This is a genomic window from Prosthecomicrobium sp. N25 (assembly GCF_037203705.1).
GTDB lineage: Bacteria > Pseudomonadota > Alphaproteobacteria > Rhizobiales > Ancalomicrobiaceae > Prosthecodimorpha.
Genome location: NZ_JBBCAT010000001.1, coordinates 782,616 through 799,759 on the forward strand (window position 1 = coordinate 782,616; position 17,144 = coordinate 799,759).

General features: G+C 64.6%; 18 protein-coding genes, 1 pseudogene and 1 riboswitch. Of the genes and pseudogenes, 9 read left to right on the forward strand and 10 right to left on the reverse strand.

The annotated features are described in order from the left end of the window. Positions 1–90: 90 nt before the first annotated feature. The 3 genes from WBG79_RS27580 to WBG79_RS03565 form a co-directional block, all read right to left on the reverse strand. The gene (locus WBG79_RS27580; protein WP_443147399.1) at positions 91–183 is read right to left on the reverse strand and encodes a DUF1127 domain-containing protein; all 93 of its coding nucleotides are present in this window, start codon (positions 181–183) and stop codon (positions 91–93) included. 2,201 nt (positions 184–2,384) lie between these two features. Then, a complete protein-coding gene (locus tag WBG79_RS03560) occupies positions 2,385–3,365 on the reverse strand; it encodes a DUF2332 domain-containing protein (RefSeq protein ID WP_337355734.1) in 981 nt (326 codons plus the stop codon). A 59-nt stretch (positions 3,366–3,424) separates the two neighbouring features. Continuing rightward, positions 3,425–3,841, reverse strand: coding sequence for a hypothetical protein (locus tag WBG79_RS03565; protein ID WP_337355735.1), 417 nt, complete (start codon positions 3,839–3,841; stop codon positions 3,425–3,427). Positions 3,842–4,046: 205 nt separating this feature from the next. Here WBG79_RS03565 and WBG79_RS03570 point away from each other — a divergent pair, with 205 nt between their 5' ends. Genes WBG79_RS03570 through WBG79_RS03585 form a run of 4 tightly spaced genes read left to right on the forward strand, consistent with a single transcriptional unit; the run spans position 4,047 to position 5,028 of the window. After that, positions 4,047–4,238 carry a hypothetical protein gene (locus tag WBG79_RS03570; protein WP_337355736.1) on the forward strand — a complete coding sequence of 64 codons (192 nt, stop codon included), beginning with the start codon at positions 4,047–4,049 and terminating at the stop codon, positions 4,236–4,238. After that, the gene (locus tag WBG79_RS03575) at positions 4,239–4,490 is read left to right on the forward strand and encodes a hypothetical protein (RefSeq protein ID WP_337355737.1); all 252 of its coding nucleotides are present in this window, start codon (positions 4,239–4,241) and stop codon (positions 4,488–4,490) included. Beyond that, the gene (locus tag WBG79_RS03580) at positions 4,487–4,804 is read left to right on the forward strand and encodes a TMEM43 family protein (RefSeq protein WP_337355738.1); all 318 of its coding nucleotides are present in this window, start codon (positions 4,487–4,489) and stop codon (positions 4,802–4,804) included. The genes WBG79_RS03575 and WBG79_RS03580 overlap by 4 nt, the downstream gene beginning before the upstream one ends. Continuing rightward, the gene (locus tag WBG79_RS03585) at positions 4,801–5,028 is read left to right on the forward strand and encodes a hypothetical protein (protein ID WP_337355739.1); all 228 of its coding nucleotides are present in this window, start codon (positions 4,801–4,803) and stop codon (positions 5,026–5,028) included. The genes WBG79_RS03580 and WBG79_RS03585 overlap by 4 nt, the downstream gene beginning before the upstream one ends. A 274-nt stretch (positions 5,029–5,302) precedes the next feature. On the opposite strand, the gene WBG79_RS03590 is transcribed toward WBG79_RS03585, so the two are convergent. From WBG79_RS03590 to WBG79_RS03605, 4 genes and pseudogenes are all read right to left on the reverse strand, one after another. Continuing rightward, positions 5,303–5,995, reverse strand: coding sequence for an AI-2E family transporter (locus WBG79_RS03590; RefSeq protein ID WP_443147440.1), 693 nt, complete (start codon positions 5,993–5,995; stop codon positions 5,303–5,305). Between the two features lie 64 nt (positions 5,996–6,059). Continuing rightward, the gene (locus WBG79_RS03595; protein ID WP_337355740.1) at positions 6,060–7,871 is read right to left on the reverse strand and encodes a tetratricopeptide repeat protein; all 1,812 of its coding nucleotides are present in this window, start codon (positions 7,869–7,871) and stop codon (positions 6,060–6,062) included. A 131-nt stretch (positions 7,872–8,002) separates the two neighbouring features. After that, on the reverse strand, positions 8,003–8,785 hold the full coding sequence (locus tag WBG79_RS03600; RefSeq protein ID WP_337357879.1) for a LysR substrate-binding domain-containing protein: 783 nt from the start codon (positions 8,783–8,785) through the stop codon (positions 8,003–8,005). Continuing rightward, positions 8,777–8,971 (reverse strand): annotated as a pseudogene (locus WBG79_RS03605) (helix-turn-helix domain-containing protein); the annotation flags it as partial. The pseudogene WBG79_RS03605 and the gene WBG79_RS03600, both read right to left, overlap by 9 nt. 133 nt (positions 8,972–9,104) lie before the next feature. On the opposite strand from WBG79_RS03605, the gene betC reads away from it, so the two are divergent. The 5 genes from betC to WBG79_RS03630 all read left to right on the forward strand — a co-directional run bounded on the left by betC (position 9,105) and on the right by WBG79_RS03630 (position 12,539). Further along, on the forward strand, positions 9,105–10,004 hold the full coding sequence (gene betC, locus WBG79_RS03610) for a choline-sulfatase (RefSeq protein ID WP_337355741.1): 900 nt from the start codon (positions 9,105–9,107) through the stop codon (positions 10,002–10,004). Then, positions 10,001–10,390 (forward strand): sulfatase/phosphatase domain-containing protein, encoded by a 390-nt coding sequence (locus WBG79_RS03615; RefSeq protein WP_337355742.1) that lies wholly within the window; start codon positions 10,001–10,003, stop codon positions 10,388–10,390. Before betC ends, WBG79_RS03615 begins: the two co-directional genes overlap by 4 nt. A gap of 5 nt (positions 10,391–10,395) precedes the next feature. Then, positions 10,396–10,626 (forward strand): tripartite tricarboxylate transporter substrate-binding protein, encoded by a 231-nt coding sequence (locus WBG79_RS03620; protein ID WP_443147441.1) that lies wholly within the window; start codon positions 10,396–10,398, stop codon positions 10,624–10,626. Positions 10,627–10,671: 45 nt separating this feature from the next. Then, the gene (locus WBG79_RS03625) at positions 10,672–10,833 is read left to right on the forward strand and encodes a hypothetical protein (protein ID WP_337355744.1); all 162 of its coding nucleotides are present in this window, start codon (positions 10,672–10,674) and stop codon (positions 10,831–10,833) included. A gap of 287 nt (positions 10,834–11,120) precedes the next feature. Then, a complete protein-coding gene (locus WBG79_RS03630; protein WP_337355745.1) occupies positions 11,121–12,539 on the forward strand; it encodes a calcium-binding protein in 1,419 nt (472 codons plus the stop codon). Between the two features lie 43 nt (positions 12,540–12,582). Here the strand turns inward: WBG79_RS03630 and WBG79_RS03635 are convergent, their stop codons facing one another. The 3 genes from WBG79_RS03635 to WBG79_RS03645 form a co-directional block, all read right to left on the reverse strand. Then, positions 12,583–13,245: a hypothetical protein gene (locus WBG79_RS03635; protein WP_337355746.1), complete on the reverse strand. Its 663-nt coding sequence runs from the start codon at positions 13,243–13,245 to the stop codon at positions 12,583–12,585. Between the two features lie 263 nt (positions 13,246–13,508). Beyond that, a riboswitch (SAM-I-IV-variant riboswitch) is annotated at positions 13,509–13,613 on the reverse strand. Between the two features lie 177 nt (positions 13,614–13,790). Beyond that, positions 13,791–15,761: a VIT domain-containing protein gene (locus WBG79_RS03640; RefSeq protein WP_337355747.1), complete on the reverse strand. Its 1,971-nt coding sequence runs from the start codon at positions 15,759–15,761 to the stop codon at positions 13,791–13,793. Next, positions 15,751–16,107 (reverse strand): helix-turn-helix domain-containing protein, encoded by a 357-nt coding sequence (locus WBG79_RS03645; protein ID WP_337355748.1) that lies wholly within the window; start codon positions 16,105–16,107, stop codon positions 15,751–15,753. Before WBG79_RS03645 ends, WBG79_RS03640 begins: the two co-directional genes overlap by 11 nt. Positions 16,108–17,144: the final 1,037 nt, after the last annotated feature.

Below are 17,144 nucleotides of genomic sequence, written 5' to 3' on the forward strand. Positions count from 1 at the left end.
GCCGATCGGCATGTAGATGGCCTCCAGGAAATCCCTGGAGCATACGCCGTCTACCGCATGATGTCCGTGGACTTCCCATCCCTAAGTGCGTCAGCGACCGCGATCCACCGCGTGCTCGATCTCGCCGCGGGAGAGCCCCATGTCGCCAAGTAGGCGGTCGTCCATCGCCATCAACAGCTTCATGTCGTTGCGGTGCCGGAGGGACTTGCCCGGGACTTGCGCCCTTACCGTCCGATATCCATCCGAAACGAAAGTGTTGATATATCTGCGTGTTTCCGAAGCTGTGTGACCTTCGGACGGTACGGACGATAGCGCCCCAATAGTCCTCAGCGCCGCCACTTGGGCAGACCGTCACGACCTTCAGAGCTACTCGTGAGGGAACGGTCCAGCAAGGCCGCCCCAGTCGAAGCAACTGCCTTGCGCACGGGAATAGGAGAGGAACGCAGCGTGCGAGTGCACGGCAGGCAGATGTCTGCGGAAAGGGGTATAACGCTCACCGAAAGCAGAACCGCCGACCACGAGGGCCGGCGGGAAAGTCGATAGCAAGCTATTTAGCCCTCGAATAATACCTTACGCCGTTGTGCAATACCAGGGTCGCCATCACCAGATCCGTCGATGGTATACCGATACGACGGGCTCTGCTGGGTCGACCGCTACTGGACCGAGCGCGGCCGGGACGGCTTCCTGGTTTTATCTTCGTCGCCGTGACGGCCCGCATGACTTCGGACGACTGGCGCCATGTGGCGTGGCGGGCGACCGTCATCAGCACCTTGCCAATCCCGGATGTAGCGCCGCAGCACCGTCATCGAGCGGTGCCTGGTCACCTTGGCGATCTCGCGCTCCTCGAGGCCGCGCGCGGCCGCAGCCGTGGTCGAGAAGTCGCCCGCGCTGAGCCCGTGGCGGACGAGCGCGCGCCCGCACGATCCACCACGAACGCAAACGGGCGGATGACGCTCAGGCGGAGCTGCGGGCTATCATGGACCGGATGTTGAAGCTCCAGGAGGTCGCCGCGCGACACTGATGGCGACGACTCGCCGGATAGGCCCGGGCGAACAGATAGAGGGTCGGAGCGGGTCCCGGAAAGCAGGTAGATAAGTGGTGGTCATTCCCCCTTACAATCTTTCCCATCAGCCTACTCCTCCATATAGGGAGGGCACCGAAATTGAAGCCCTCTACTTAAGCGAAGCAGTTACATACCCGATCTGGAAAATGTGATCTGAGTCAACGCCCCGCCCATTCGCTATCTCAACAGTAACATGCTACTATATTTCGATAGTAACATATTAGTATATAATGCTACCAACGGAGGAGCTTATGCGTCCTGTTAATGGCTGCATTGCGTCAACCGTGCTCGCCGCAGGAGTGACCCTGTTCGCGTCCTCGCCCATCTGGGCGGCTCCCATCTCTGCTTTGAAGGGACCAAACCGCGCTGCCCACGCCTTGGCTTCCGAACCAGATGCTGGTTGCAGCCCCGCTAAGACGAGTGTGCCAAGCTGCGTAGAAACGGTGGGCCATAAGTATAAATACAGGTACCACGGAGGCTTCCGCGGATATCGAGCCCCCTACTATGGCTACTATGGTGCACCATACTATTACGGAATGCCGTACTATTACGGCACGCCGTACTACTATGGAGGATACTACCCATATCCCTATATTGGTGGTGACCGTGGTGCCTACTACGGAGGAGGTCGCTGATTGCCACAGTCATGTTGATCCAGGACAAGTTCGAGGCCAAGCAACTCCCCAGCTGTGGGTCGCGGCGTTTTTCGCGATCATGTTCGCTCTCAAGGCTCTGGCCTATGGGTTACCATACCCACCTTCGGTGTAGTTCGGCGCGCGGGCTCCAATAGCCCGAGTTCCCCAAAGGCTGCTGGAGAGCGCATTGAAACGCGTGTGAGCCACACCCTAGGACTGAAAAGCAGACCCTCTCCCGATGGGGACGATAACACTAGGATATTAGAACATACTGAATATTCTGCTCACCCCTTTGTACCGTCGGCGGCGGGGCGGCCCCGTTCTCCTGGGCGGGGCCTCGCGAACCTCCGGCATCGATGACCCCGTATAACGGTTTAGCAAACCGCCGCCCTACCGCCGCAGCACGGTCATCGACCGGTGCCGGGTCACCTTGGCGATCTCGCGCTCCTCGAGGCCGCGCGCGGCCGCAGCCGTGGTGAAGCCGGCGCGAAGGGAGTATCCGGAGAAGGCGGCCGGGTCGATGCCGGCGGCGCCAGCCGCCCCTGCACGACGCGGGCGACAGCGCGGTCGTTGAGGCTAGCCCCGAGCCGGCCGTGGCGGTCGACCGAGCAGAACACCGGGCCCTCCCTGATCTCGGCCTGGGCCAGCCAAGCCTCCGGGCGGCTCTAGTCGAATTTCCCGGGTGCCTAGCGCAGCCACTCCATCCATTGTCCATGGGGGGCTGTCCACGCCTTCGGCTCTCCGTTTACCGCGAGCAAGAACCGCCCCGGCTTCTGCACGGCCACCTTCTGGGCAATGGTGGGGAACACCTCGGGCATCTCGTTGCTAATCCAGATAGCTCCGAGGTCGCGAACCGTGCGGGCAAAGGCCTCCCTGACCACTAAGTCGGGAACGTAGGCGAGCACCGCGGTGTGGAATACGATTAGCGGCACGCCGGGCGGGGCCGCGGCGGCAAGGCGTGGAAGGTCTGAAGCGAGATCGCCACGTTCGATGCGGATCAGGTTGGATTTGGCTACCTCGATCGCGGCGTCTAGGCGAGCTTGGCGCTCAATCTGCTCGGGCCAGACGAGCGTCTTCAGCCACGCCATGTCCTCCGCGGACCATACGTCCAAGGGCTTGATGTCGAGGCCTGCCCGCCAGACGATCGAGGGAAGGCCGGTGGGCAGCGGTGTCGAGGGGGAGGCGTCGCAACGCAGCACGGGGGCTATGGAGCGGCAGGCCTCCGGGGCCTCGATGATCACCCGGCCGTAGTCGTAGCCGTAGAGGTCGGGGACCAGACACAAGCCGGCCGCGGCGCCGACCTCGATGATGGCGATGGGCTGCCGAAGTTGCGCCAGCAGCGGCAGGAGAACTGCGCATCGGCCACATTCGTTGGTCTGCGTCGTCCGGCTGCGCATCAAATCGGCAATGCTCTCGCTATGTGCAGATACCGCCGCTTCAAGCGCGTCCTGGTCGCGCGGAACGCCGGCGACCTGCCGCAGCGCCGCCAGGAAAAGGTTTGGTTGCTGCCGCTCCCGGGGGAGGGTGGCGATGAAATCCAGCACCGGATCGGACCGAGCGACGCAATAGCAGATCATCTCGTAGAGCGGGGAGTTTCCATGGACTTCGTCCTGGGCGAACCGGGCATACCGCTCGGCGAGTGCCTGATGACGCAATGCCTCGGACATGTCCGCCGCCGTGAGCCAATTGGATGGGGTGGCGAGGATAGCACCTTTAAGCCATCGGCCTAGACGGCGACGGCGCGGTCGTTGAGGCTCGCCCGCGGTCGAAGACCGATCAGGAAGGGCAGGGCGTGGAGATCGCGGTCCCGCACGGCCGCAGCATCCGCCCCGTCGACGCCGTCCGCGCGTGGCTGCAGGCCGCGGGCATCACGTCGGGGGCCGTGTTCCGCCCCATCACCAAGGCCGACACCGTCCGCCCCGAGCGCCTGACTGACAAGAGCGCCGCGGACTTGGTGAAGCTCTACGCCGCGAAGGCCGGGCATGACGCCGCCGAGTTCGGAGGCCATTCGCTCCAGGCCGGCTTCGTGACCTCGGCTGCCGACCGGGAGGTCGACGTGCTCCGGATCGCCGAGGTCTCGCGCCACAAGTCCATTGAGGTGCTGCGCGGCTACGTGCGGCGGGCGAACGCCTTCAAGGGCCATGCCGGGTCGGGATTCCTCCAACGGCATATGTGCCGAGACCGATCCCGCCACGCCGACCGCATGGCAGCGGGCGGACGTCCTGGCGGTCCTGAGAACCGTTGCGGAGAGGGGGGGATCTCGCGGTCTCCCGAGCCGGCGAGCGGATCTGGAAGATCGACCGAACAGGTGGCTTCATGGAGCTGCCGCAGCAAAAGGAGAGAGCATGATGGACCGTTCGACGAAGCTGATCCTGATCGCCATCGCCGCCGGCCTCTGGGCCAATGCCGCGGGTCAGTATATCCGGCCGGCTCTCGCTCAGGGCGACAACCTGAATTTGATGATCGATCCCGTCGTGATAATGGAGCGGACCATATCTTCCATTGCTCGGGGCTTATGCTCCAATCCGAAGATCTGCTGAATGAAGGCGCCGACCGTCATCAGCATGATCGGCGACCTGATCGACGCCCGCCACACCATGAACGCGCATTGCCGCGGGTGCGGGCGGACGTCGACGGTCGACCTGGAGGCGCTCCCGCGCCGGCTCGGCCTCGACTTCGTCTATGTGCGAGCCCGCATCCCGTTCTCGTGCGCGGTGTGCGGCTCGAAGGAGGTCTCGATCACCATCGGAGGTGGGCACGGGTTCTCCGGAGGGCAGGGGGAAAGACGATGACGAATGACGAGTGGGAGAAGTTCCTGGCCGAGCGGGATGACGGCGACCGATACGGCAAGGTGATGGCGAAGGCCGAGGCGGAGTGGAAGCAGATGGAGACCTGGACCTCCCGGATCGCGGGCGTGATCGGCTTCTGGCTCTCGGTCTATTTCGCCTGGTACGTGTGGAACTTCGTCCATACCCTGCTCGACTTCCTGGGCTTTGGGATCGTGGCCGAGGTGATCGCGTTCGCGTTGACGATCGTGCCCTACACGGTCGTCCTGGCCTGGGTCGCGGTCGACTGGCTCGATCGGCGCTACGGAGGCAAGCGATGATCTACCGGTGCAAGATCTGCGGGCGCTCGATCTCCGGCGAGCATCAGGGGATCATGTTCCAGCGGGGGCTCCTGCCGATCCTGCCCTACCTCTCGGTCGGGTGCCGGGAGCCGGCCTGCCCGGTGAAGAAGGCCATGCACGAGGACATCATCCGCGGCGCCGTCTTCCTCGTCCTGGGCCTGGCCGTCCTCTCCGCCCTCACCGAATTTTTCGGTATCCGGTAGGAACCCGTCGCCCGCTCACCTCATCCAGGACCTGGCCGGCGCCGACCCGCGCCAGCGGGAGGCCGTCGAGGTCAGCCCCAGTGGGCTCGGCCTCTACTTAAACGTCATCATGCTGATTTCCACGTTGGGCGGCATCGCCAGCTTATCGCAGCGGCGGCGCCCTTCGTCGAGCGCATCGGAGATGAAGCCGAACCACCAGCGATTGGTGACCTTGCCCCCATTTTGCCCTCCCGCAGCTCGGATTGGGGACGTCCGTCCTTCTCAAGCCGCACGATCAACCAACATCACACGTTGGCGCCCCGTCTGGCGCCGCTTTCGGCGGCCTTAGTGTTGGGACGGACCGGCCGAGAGCGGGTCGCCTCGCCTCTGCCGGGCGAACCTGACCTTCAGGGTACGTGGTCGATCGTGCCGGGGCCCGGTCGACCCAGGGATTCGCGTTCGTGATCGCGAGCCCGACCGGAGGTCGGCTGCAGGAGCGGAGCGGACGGAAAGAAGAGCTCCCAGACGGCCCACGAACATCGCGGCGATTACCGGTCCGAGGATGAACCCGTTCAAGCCGACGTCGAGAATGCGCGCCTGTAGTTCGGTCCTGCAAAGTGTGGATGCGTACACCGATGGGCATCTGCGTGTCTTTGCCGACCAGAAGAGGGCGCAGTATATTGTCGGTCGAGCCGATCACCAGCGCGCCGTACTGGATCAGGGTCACGCCCTGCCAGACCGATCCGGTCACGAGCAGGTACAGGGCAACCGGCAGCCAGACCAGGGCCGCACCGACGGCGGGCATCAGGGACAGGAATGCCATGAGGACGGCGCCCAACACCGGCGCATGAATTTCCAGGAACCAAAACATCAGTCCACCGAGCGCGCCCTGCAACGCGGCCACGAGAAGATCGCCCTTGACGGTCGCGCGGATGACGACGGTGAACTTGCCCAGCAGCTCCCGTTGATGCTCGGCACTGAGGGGCATCGCCCGCTGCACGCGACCTCGACGCGCCGCTTCTCACTAGAGGCAGCGACAAGCCTCGTGCATCTCACCGTCTTGCTTTGAGGGCTGCGGTCCTACCGTCAATGGCGAACTTGAAGTCAGGCCGTATCCTGATCGCTTCGTCGTAGTCCTGGATTGCCCGCGTGAGGTTGCCCGTCCTGACATAGGCGAGCCCTCTGTTGGCATAAGCTTCCGCGTAATTGTTCTTTGCCTTTATAGCAGCATCCAGGTCAGTTAAGGCTTTCCGATAGTCGTTCTTGGCAAGATGGACATTCGCCCGATTAAGGAGTGCCAGTGCGAAGTCGGGCTTGAGATCGATAGCTTTTGTATAGTCGCGCATAGCCTCGGTCGGCTTGTTCATCTTGGTGTTCAGGTATCCTCGGTCATTATAGGCTTCGGCAAAATCCGGCTTTAGTCTGATCGCTGTGTCATAATCGGCTCTCGCCTTGGCGAAATCCTGCGCCCGGGCATAGGCGGTTCCCCGGTCCTTGATGACGTCCGCACGGTCCGGCTGAAGCTTGATGACTTGGGTGAAATCCCGGATCGCTTTCGAGATGTCGTTCTGCTGATTGAAGAGATTTGCTCTGTTGATATAGGCCTGAACATATTCCGGATCCAAGCTTAGTGCCTGGTCATAATCGGCTTGCGCGCGCCGGATCTCGCCCAGCCTAAAATAAGAGTAGCCACGATTGCTGTAACCCTCCGCCATCTGCGGTTTCAGAGCGACGACCTTTTGAAAGTCGACCAGTGCATCTTTGTGCCTCCCCTGCATTCCCAACGCTATGCCACGGCTGGTGTAGGCATCTGCATAATCGGGTTTCAGAGCGATCGCCTTGTCATAATCGACAATAGCCCTGTCGTAGTCCCCTCGCTGAGCGTAGATCTTGCCTCGGTTTCGCAATGTAAGCGGTGAATCGGGGTTGATCTGCAAGACTCGATTGTAGTTCAGTAATGCCTCGTCCCAATTCTGCTTTTTGGCATACACATTCCCCCGATTGTTGATGGCCCAATCCAAGTTCGGGCTGAGGGCGATCGCCTTGTTCAAATCTGCTAGCGCGCTTTCAAAAAGGCCGAGCTCGAGTTTCGCCCAACCCCGGTTCCCCAATGCGGAGACGTGATCTGGCGTGATGGCGAGAGCACGATCGAAATCCAAGATGGCGAGCTTGTGATCCCCAAGCTTTTGATGAGCGATCGCCCGGTTGACGTAAGCGAGTGTAAAATTGCGGTCGAGATCGATGGCCTTGTCGTACTCCAGAATAGCCCGCACGTACTTCTCTTCCTTTGCGTACGTGAATCCGATGTTGTTGAATGCTGCTGCAAAATCGGGTTTCAGCAGAATGGCTTGGGAAAAATCGGATCTGGCCCGTTCCAAATCGCCCGATTGACCATAGGCCCGGCCTCTACTGTTGAACGCGGTCGCATTGCGCGGGTCCAGGTTGATCAGGTCGGTGAAGACCGCAATGGCGTCACCGTACTGCCTGCCAAGCAGCAGTGACGCGCCCTTTCTGTCGAGATCGGCGATATCGGGAGATATTGTGACAGATTTCACCGGTTCGGTGACGTCGGACGGCTGTTCGTCTTCGACGATCTTGCTCGTGGAATCATAACGGATGGAGGTCCGAAAATCGGCGATCGCAAGGTCGTACTTGGACTGAGCGTTGAGCGCCAAACCGCGCAAGAAATACGCGGTGCCCAAACTGAGGGAGGGCCGGCCTCCCGCGTCGATGACGGCCGTGCATCCCCGGATGGCAAGATCCACGTCGCGCGCTTGGCAATCCTCTGCGTCTTCGGCGAGAGCGGTCACGGCCGATAGCAGAAGACAGACCCATGCGGAGGCAATCAACGCGATTGATCGCAAGGGAACCTCCCCGCGAGCGGTCGATCTGATAAACGATGTTAGCACATTTGCTGCGCGGGAGGCCGACTGTGCAGATCACATGACTGTTCCCCAGGGCCCCCTGCTCTCTCCAGTGTCCAGGGTCATGGTCGCTAAGCGGACGGCTGCGGTGCTGGGTCGATCAGGCGGACGAAGGGGCGGGGTTCGATTTCCCGCGCCATGGTCGCTGCGAAGTCCGCCCTCACCGTGTGGAGCAGGGCCGCCAAGCCAGGATCGGCCGGCAGGAGCGTCGGCTGCAGTAGGAAGTACCCAGCGTCATGGCGCGTCACCGCCGGCCCGACTGGAACGAGCCGGCCCGCCTGCACGAGCCCGTCGACCAGGGGGCGCCAGCCGAGCGCGACGCCCTCCCCCGTCAGCGCCGCCTCGATCAGGAGCTGGTGATTGTTGAAGGCGAGGCCTGCGCCGGCGTCGGGCCGGGGGAGCCCAGCCCTCTCCGCGTAGGCAGGCCAGTCGAGCCAGGCACCGGTTTCGGTTTCCAGGTGCAGCAACTGGCCGAACCGCGGGGTGGAGGACGGCGCCCCGCCGAGGCCTTCGGAGAGCGTCGGGCTCGCGACCGGCACGACGGTCTCGGCGGCGAGCCGGATCGCCGCGCGCCCGAGCGAGGCCGTCGTGACGAAGACAATCCCGCAGTCAGAGGACCGAGGTAGGCGGCCGCGGCGGCGGTCTGGGCGGTCAAGATGCGGATCTCCGCGTCGAGCGCGATCGCGCGCAGGTCCTTGAGCCGGGGCATCAGACAGTGGGCCGCGACCGCGAAGTCGTGTGGATCGTGATGCGTCGGTGCGAGCGCCGCCGCATGGCGCCGCGAACCCCTCCGCGACGGCGGCGAAGCCCTTCTGCAACGCCGCCTCAAGGTTCTGTCCAGCCTGCGTCGGCACAATCCCTCGCCAGACCCGGTCGAACAGGTGCGTGCCGAGCGCCGCCTCGAGGTTCGCCACGTGGTGGGACACGGCCTACTGGGTCATCCCGAGTTCGCGGGCGGCCTTGCTGAAGCTCCGCGTCCGGGCCGCCACGGCGAACACAAAGAGCTCGTTGAGATGCGGGCGGAGCTGGCTGGATCGCATGAGTGGCCCTCATCGGACCCATGAAGGGATCGTATCTTTACGGACCCGTCGATCAGGCGAACGATCGGCCCGAAATGTCAAGCGATCGTGGGGTCTCCGGACCCACATGCGCCGCCGCCGCAATGGAACTGAGATGAACATCCTGATCGTCATGGCCGACCAGATGGCGGCCGCCGCGCTGCCAATTTACGCCAAGGCCCCGACCCGGGCCCCGCACCTCTCCGACCTGGCGGCGCGCGGCGTCGTGTTCGACAGCGCCTATTGCAACAGCCCGCTCTGCGCACCATCACGCGCCTCCCTGATGACCGGGCACCTGCCCTCCCGGATCGGCGCCTACGACAACGCGGCCGCCTTCGGGTCGGACGTGCCCACCGTCGCCCACTATCTGCGTGCCGAGGGTTACCGGACGGTCCTGTCGGGCAAGATGCACTTCAGCGGCCCCGACCAGTTGCACGGCTTCGAGGAACGGCTCACGACCGACATCTACCCGGCGGACTTCGGCTGGACTCCAGACTGGGACCGCCCCGACGACCGGCCGAGCTGGTACCACAACATGAGCTCGGTGACCGACGCCGGACGCTGCGTGCGTACCAACCAGATCGACTACAACGAGGAGGTCGTGCTCGCGGCCGAGCGCGCGATCTACGACCATGCCCGCGGCGACCGCTCGCGCCCCCTCTGCTTGGTCACATCCCTGACCCACCCGCACGACCCCTTCGCGATCCCGGACCCCTGGTGGAGCCATTACAGCCCCGAGGAGATCGAACTCCCGCGCCAAGAGCTCGACCCGGCCGCCATGACCCCTCACGAATGGCGCCTGCGGCGGGTCTGTGACATGGAAGGGGTTCACATCACTCCGGCGCACGTCCGGGACGCTCGCCGCGCCCATTATGCGGCAATCTGCTACGTGGACGGCCAGGTCGGCCGCCTCATGGGAACGCTGCGGGCCACAGGGCTCCAGGACGACACCGTCGTCGTCGTTACCAGCGACCACGGCGAAATGCTCGGCGAGCGCGGGCTCTGTACAAGATGAGCTTCTTCGAGGGCTCCGCGCGCGTGCCCCTCGTCATCTGCGCCCCCCGGCTCTTCGCGCCCCGGCGCGTTCCGCACTCGGTGTCGCTCGTCGACCTGCTGCCGACCCTCGTCGAACTCGCCGACGACGGTCGCCCGGGTGAATACGCCGGCGAAATCGACGGTCGCAGCCTGCTGCCGCACCTGGCCGGCACGGGCGGCCACGACGGGGTCGCGGCCGAGTACCTGGCCGAGGGCGCCATCGCCCCGATGGTGATGCTCCGCTGCGACCGCTGGAAGTTCGTCCTGAGCCCAGCCGACCCCGACCAGCTCTACGACCTCGCCGAGGACCCGGACGAACGCACGAACCGCGCGGAGGACCCCGACTCCTGCTGTTCAACAAGCTGACCGGGATCGCGCCGCGCGGGGTGGCCTACAAGTCATCGTCCGACGCACAGCTCAACATCGTGGCCGGACGGCTGCAGTCGATGATCGTCACGATCGCCTCAACCGCGGCTCAGATCGACGCCGGGCAGCTTCGGCTGGTCGCCTACACCAACGACAGTTTCTCGGCCTCCTCGCCGAAGGCGCCGACCATGGCGGAGGCGGGCCTGCCCGGAATGGAGGGGATGCGGAGCTGGTGAGGGATCTTCGCGCCAGTCGGGCTGCCGGCCGAGATCCTCGCCAAGATGCACGGCCTCATCAACGAGGCGATCGGCAGTGCCTCGTTCACAGCGCTGATGGCCCGCTCCGGGGCGACGCCGATGCCGATCTCCCAGCCGGAATTCGTGGCGATCGTCACGGAGGAGGTCGCGCTCCTTGACGCCTTCTTCAAGGAAAACAATGTCTGACCACGCCCCCACCGGGCCGACAGCCCGCGGTCGCTCCCGCGGCTCCGAGCGTCATCGGAGCTAGCCCTGGAGGGCGGCCACCGCGGACTTGCCGTCGAGGGTTTCGACGCTGTCTAACCAGTCCTTGAGGAAGTCTGGGCGCTTCTTCAGCTCGGGGCCGTCGCGGGGGGCGGCACCACTGTCGGTCGGGTCGCGGCCTGGCAGCCGCTCCTTAATCAGTCGAAGTCCGGATGCGCGATCTAATTTGCAGTACTAACATAAAATTTAAGTATTAAATGGAGGATGACATGAGCCGCGCGTTCCGCAGTGCCGGTCGTCTCGCCGCCCCGGTCGTCACCGGGACCAACGCTCCGGACTTCATCGATCTTCAGGCCCTTCGGCCGAACTCGGCCGTGGATGCGTATGGATTGGACGGAAACGACACCATTCTGGGCACGCTCAACCAGAACGTTCTCTGGGGCGACGATGGTGATGACGTCCTCGAGGGGCGGACGGGTTCTTACGGCGGCGGAACCAGCACCAAGAGCGCACTTGTTCGCGGGCAGGATACGATCTACGGCGGTCTCGGAAACGACATGCTCTTCGGCGACGAGGCCAACGCCGACCGGACGGCGAGCCTGCTTGGGCCGCTGGACGGCCGCGATCGAATCTCTGGTGGGGATGGGGATGACACGGCCTTCGGCGGCGGCGGCGATGACGGGATCCAGGGCGACTCCGGGCACGACCGCCTTTTCGGCGAGAACGGGCGGGACTCGCTTGCCGGCGGCACCGGAAATGACAGGCTCGACGGCGGCTCCGGAAACGACGGGCTGACCGGCGGAGACGGCGACGACACGATCCAGGGAGGTGACGGTAACGACTGGATCGAAGATGGTGCCGGGGCCGACCTCGTGGAGGGCGGAGCGGGCAACGACACGATCGTGAGCGGCGGCGGTCTTCTCGATACCCTGGACGGCGGCTACGGCAACGACCTCATCTACGGCGGGCCGGATAGCAACCTCATCGCGGGCGGAGCCGGAAACGACACGATCTACGGCGGTGATCTTGCCGACGAAATCACCGGCGGCTCAGGCAATGACCTGATATTCGGTCAAGGCGACTTCAACGAAATCTACGGCGGCGAGGGAAACGATACGCTCTCGTCCGGCCAAGGCGGGGAACTGTACGGAGGCGATGGACGGGATCGGCTACACGGCAGTGAATTTTTCGACGAACTTCACGGCGAAGCGGGCAACGACAGGCTGGATGCCGGAGCATCGTCTGACAGTCTTCTGGGGGGGGCCGGCGCGGACCGGCTCCTCGGTGGGGCGGACAACGATGTCATGTATGGGGAGAGCGACATCGGCTCCGGCCTCCAGCCCGGCAACGACACCCTCGATGGGGGTGCCGGCGACGACCTCATGACGGGCAACCAGGGGGCCGACACCTTCGTGTTCCGCTTCGCGGCCGATGCCGGAAACGACACGATCACCGACTTCACGTTCGTGGAGCACGACCGGTCGACCATCGACGTGCTCGACCCGGCGAAATTCGATACGTCATCTATCACCGTGGTCGACGACGGTAGCAATACGACCCTCAGCTGGGCGAGCCACACCATCGTGCTGGAAGGGGTGACCGGTGGCGCGCATCCGCTCCAGTCCATCGAGGATCTGAACGCGCTGAGCCGGGCGGCCGCCGGCTATGACGCGGTGCTGCTGGTCTGAAGCGAGGGCGGCCAATTGCCCGCACAGATGAAGGGATAGCGGATCAACTCATGTCGTTGACACTTTCCGCCTCCTCCTCATCCTCCGCCGCCCAGTTCTCCCGGAACCATTCGTCGTTCACCTGCCTGTACCATTCGGCAAGCTGCGGATAGTAGGCCGACGATGCCCTTGCGAAGTGGATCATTTCGGCCGGATCCGACCCGCCCTCCACGTTGAGGTCTCGCCAGAAGCCGACGAGGCCGCCGGGCAGGGCGCCGTCGATGAGGCGGATCAGTTCCCGCATGGTGAGTGGCAGCCGGGACGTTTTGGGCCGGACGGTGTAGCCGTCGCCCGCGCCCTGGTCGTCGTATTCGTCCCGGATCCGATAGGCGATGCGGTCCTTCAGGCGGCGGGCGCGGATCGAGAAGACATCCGTTGTCGTCGACTTGAGCGTGACGCGGGCGATCTCGATTTCGTTCGGGCGCAGCTTCGGCAGGTACTCGCCACCCATGAAGGCGGGATGGATGGCGGAGCGAAATGTCCTTTCCTGCTGGTCGAGCGAGGAGACCACCTCGGCCGGATCGAGCGGGGTGCCCTCGTCGGCTCCGACCAGGGCGCGCCGGCGTAGCTCACCGGTGATCCTGGCCTCGAAATGCGTCTTGAGCGACTGCGGTCCCCAATAGGAGCGAGGACGGAAGTCGAGGTCGAACCGGCTCACGTCGGGCATGATTGTCCTCCTCAGGCAAGAGCGGTTTCGACGACGGGAACGTGGGGGTCTGGGCTCGTTGGCGATGCTACTGCCGGAGCGAGCCGGTGCGGCGGCTCCCACCGGCACTCCACTCGGCCGATGCGTCCGGGACGCGCCTCAGAGAAAGCTTCCGAGGGAAAGGACCCTCGACGGACGGAAATCGACAACCGTGACGGCGGACATGGGTGTCGCTTCCTGGTGCCGAAGGACGCACCGAGGAGATCACGCGCAGTCTGGCTGGTCTGGACCCGTTTCGTTGCCATTCGGCCGCATCCCGCTCTCACGGACACCACCTTGCCCGGGTCGGGCAGGTTGGCGAGGGGGAGCCCCTCTTCTCGATGTGGTTCAATTCGTAGCACAATCTCCGGCGCAGTCCAAGCCGCATGGGGGCCGATCGAGCGCGCTGAGACCCCCGCACGCAGGCAGTACTCGATCGCCTGCGCCGGAGTGTTCGGGTAAGTGCGGACCAAGGTCCCGGCAGTCATTGCGCGGACGATCCGGCCACGGACGGCCCAAAGCCCATCTCAGCCGAGACCAGCGATGGCGAGTTCGATCGCCTCTTCATCGGCCCCAGCGAGAAGGCGCCGGGCGATCCGAGCAGCGAGGCGGGACCGGTCGGCCGACAAGCGCGCGAGGAGCCCCAGGGCGACACTCACCGGGTCTGCGCCGATCAACTTCGCTAGGTGCTGGACGGCCGGTTTCCTTGCGAGCTGGTGGACCTCGGCCAGAAGGGCCGGCTCGAGATATTCCGCCAGCCTGAAGGGGTCAGAAATCCGTCCCCATGGAACCCGGTTTGCGAGGTCAGATCCCGCAGATCGACTGGTGGGCGCATCGCGACCAGCCCCAGCACTGTTCCGGAGCTGATGTCGGTTCACGTCCATTGGATCGGGTGCCAACTGAGGCGAATAAAAGTCTGGCATTGAAATGCAGTACGCTATGTACACTGAGGAAGCAGCCAGCGCCACCTTGCGCGTGGCCGGCAGGCCTTCGCTGATTGCTCCAGCCTCGTCGACGAGCACGAGGCTGGTCAGGTGGGTGACGAGCCCGTGGCTGACCGCCAGTTCCGTTGCGCCCGCCTCGTCGAGGTGAGCCATGAATAGGGACGCGGCGTACGCCGCCACACCCTCTTGGGCCGCTGCGATGGTGCCCTCGGTTACCATCAGCTCGGCCCGGATCACCATGCCGGCGCGGCGGACGGTCAGCTGCTCCGGCATCGACCGACCGCGCGGCACGAGCTCGTCCATCGGGCTTCGCGCCGCCTCAATCGCCGCGGCGAGGATCCGCCCGGTGTCCTCCGTCGCAGCGACAAAGATCTCCCCACCGGTCAGCGCCGCGAGATGGCCGACATTGGCCTCCAGGCTGTCCTCGCCGACGAGCACGACAACGAAGCGACGGCCGGTTTGGGCGAGGGCCTGGACATCGAGCGCGTGGCTCTTGCCGTCCGTCACGACCACGATGGTCCGGGTCCCGTCGCAGCGCGCGACATCCGAGAGGGCCGCGCCGATCTCGGTGCCGCCACACGGGCCGGTGAGTTTGGTTGCCAGTGCGGAAAGGTCTCGCCCGGAATGGGCTTCTCCGATCAGGTGGTGGCTGCTGTCGAACTGCCAGAGCCTGACGACGTCGCCGGCACGGATCGCGCCCGCGGCCCGCTCGAGCCCGCCCATGACCGCCTGATGCTTCGTCCGGCCGGTCTGGTCCCGTTCATTCATCGACCCGGACTGGTCCACCAGGATGTCACAATCGAGCCTATGGTCTCCCGCGGACGCAGGGTCGATCGATAGCCTGACAACGCGACCGTCGCCGAAGGCTGCGGTCAGCGGCCGCGGCACGAGCCCCTCGATCCGAAGGTCGATTGGGCGGTTCAGCAGCACCGTCGCCCGTCCGGCGCCGACAAGCGACCCGCCGAGAAAGACGCGACCGCTGTCGGCCGAGACCGCGATCTCCGCCTCGGCGATCGGACCTCCGGTCAGGAGATCGTCGGAATCGGGCAGCGGCGATCGGCCGTAGACGTCGCCGACCGTAACCGGGATGCGCAGATGCCCGTCTTGCCCCAGCGCCGTGAGCGCGATGGCCCAGCTGTCCTCCACTGCAATCTCTGCGCCTGGCGGGACGTGACCAACGGAGAGCATGTGGATGCCGCGCAGGACCTCCTCGTGCAGGACCGCCGTGCGGCCGGTGTCGATCGCGGCCTCGTAGGTCTCCCGGGCGGCGGCTCGTGGCTGCGCCTTCGCGCTGACGGTCCGGCCGTCGATCATGGCGCGGAGCCCATGGAGCACGCCGTGAACCGGGACCGGGAAGGTGATCGTCGCCTCGATGCTCTCGGTCTCCGCATTGCGGAAGGTGCGCCGGGTGGTGACCAGCGCCAGGGCGCCGAGGATGTGCACGTCATAGCGGGTCGAGACGAGCGGGATCGGCGTCCCGCTGCCGCGGACCCGGCCGCCGGCGGTCCAGGCGGCGAGAGGATCGGAGGACACGACGGAGGCGTCAATCACCATGGCTGCGATCCTTCTCCATGACCGTCCGCACGACCTCGGCGAGGCGCGCGACGAGGGGCTCGATGTCGGCCCCGCTGCCGATGAGCCGGGGCTCGACCATCAGGGTCAGTCCCGGTGCGACCGGGAACGGCACGGCCGTTCCCTCTTCGAGAAGCACCTTGATCGCGGCTGGCGGCAGGCCCTTGGCCCTGAGGTCGGTGTAGCGCCGGATTGCCGCGACATGATCCTCGCCATAGTCGGCCTTCGCCCGCCCGCCGCGCGGCGGCGGCACGAAGCCCTCGGCGATCATGTACCGGATCTGCCGCTCGACGACCCCGGTCGCCGCGGCGAGTTCGCGAATGTTCAAGGGGATGCTCCTTTCGACAAACTATATGTCGCAATGGCGCAAGGCGGTCAAGGGCTTTTCACAAACGATTTGTCGATATGAGCAGAAGAGCACTGCGTTCTGGCAACTCGATCCCGGAAGCTTCCCGATGCCGCGCATGGTCCCGGCGGCTACTCCGCCTAAGGATCGCGTATGAGGGTCTTTTGATGTGGCATTGACAAGGGACGTGTGGACACCCGCTTCGAGCACTCAGCCTAGGCCGGCCCAGTACTAGCGAGGCCAGTCGGCCAGACTAGAAGATCGGTCTTAGGCCAGAGATCGCCGGTCGGACAGGAATGACCGTCCGTACCGTCCGGCTACCGTCCGAAGCTAAGTCTCTACATGATAGGCGACATTTGCAGTGTCCGCACGGCTTTCGGACGGTTCGGACGGTCGGAAGCGCGGTATCACCATGGTCTTACCCGCGTCATCCGCCACTGCATCACTGGTCCCGTACTGGCTGTCCGGCTCTGAGCTAGTTTGCGCATTCCGCCAGCGGGAAGAGATCGATAATGCGAGACACCGGTTATTGCGCCGTCCAAGCCGGTTCGGGTTTGGGGAGCGATCGGGCGTTGGAGTACACAACTTTCATTGCCCGCCCACGAAACTCGCTCCGGGTGCGGAACTCGCCGATGGCCCTGAAGCTGTAGACGATCACCGGAAGAGCGCCAAGGATGCGGGTTAGGAGAACTCAGCTCACGGCTTCCGTCTCAGCGGGGCGGCCTTAGGCGCGTTCGGCCTCCTCTTGCGTTGCACGCCGAAGCGCGCGCTCGATTGCGGCCATGATGGCGGCGTCCTCCACTGGGATCTGCACCGTCCGGTCCCGCCGGGTGCACATCGACGTATCGACCGTCCCTACCGTCCGAACCGTCCGACGGGGCCAAATTCAAGGGCTTGTCTCGGACGGTCGCATTCTCCTTCGACCCGCTACCGTCCGATTCTCGACCGACCGTCCAATCGGAGCCCAGGCGCAAACCGTTGATCCTTCGAAGATCAGGACCACCTTCGGACGGTTCGGA

Bases quoted from the DNA above. Each gene is read 5' to 3' on its own strand.
- WBG79_RS03640 (WP_337355747.1), bottom strand. From the start codon at position 15,761: ATGGTGATTGACGCCTCCGTCGTGTCCTCCGATCCTCTCGCCGCCTGG.
- WBG79_RS03590 (WP_443147440.1), bottom strand. From the start codon at position 5,995: ATGCCCCTCAGTGCCGAGCATCAACGGGAGCTGCTGGGCAAGTTCACC.
- WBG79_RS03565 (WP_337355735.1), bottom strand. From the start codon at position 3,841: ATGGCCCTTGAAGGCGTTCGCCCGCCGCACGTAGCCGCGCAGCACCTC.
- WBG79_RS03625 (WP_337355744.1), top strand. From the start codon at position 10,672: ATGCACGGCCTCATCAACGAGGCGATCGGCAGTGCCTCGTTCACAGCG.
- WBG79_RS03585 (WP_337355739.1), top strand. From the start codon at position 4,801: ATGATCTACCGGTGCAAGATCTGCGGGCGCTCGATCTCCGGCGAGCAT.
- WBG79_RS27580 (WP_443147399.1), bottom strand. From the start codon at position 183: ATGAAGCTGTTGATGGCGATGGACGACCGCCTACTTGGCGACATGGGG.
- WBG79_RS03575 (WP_337355737.1), top strand. From the start codon at position 4,239: ATGAAGGCGCCGACCGTCATCAGCATGATCGGCGACCTGATCGACGCC.
- WBG79_RS03570 (WP_337355736.1), top strand. From the start codon at position 4,047: ATGGACCGTTCGACGAAGCTGATCCTGATCGCCATCGCCGCCGGCCTC.
- WBG79_RS03580 (WP_337355738.1), top strand. From the start codon at position 4,487: ATGACGAATGACGAGTGGGAGAAGTTCCTGGCCGAGCGGGATGACGGC.
- WBG79_RS03560 (WP_337355734.1), bottom strand. From the start codon at position 3,365: ATGTCCGAGGCATTGCGTCATCAGGCACTCGCCGAGCGGTATGCCCGG.
- betC (WP_337355741.1), top strand. From the start codon at position 9,105: ATGAACATCCTGATCGTCATGGCCGACCAGATGGCGGCCGCCGCGCTG.
- WBG79_RS03615 (WP_337355742.1), top strand. From the start codon at position 10,001: ATGAGCTTCTTCGAGGGCTCCGCGCGCGTGCCCCTCGTCATCTGCGCC.
- WBG79_RS03630 (WP_337355745.1), top strand. From the start codon at position 11,121: ATGAGCCGCGCGTTCCGCAGTGCCGGTCGTCTCGCCGCCCCGGTCGTC.
- WBG79_RS03635 (WP_337355746.1), bottom strand. From the start codon at position 13,245: ATGCCCGACGTGAGCCGGTTCGACCTCGACTTCCGTCCTCGCTCCTAT.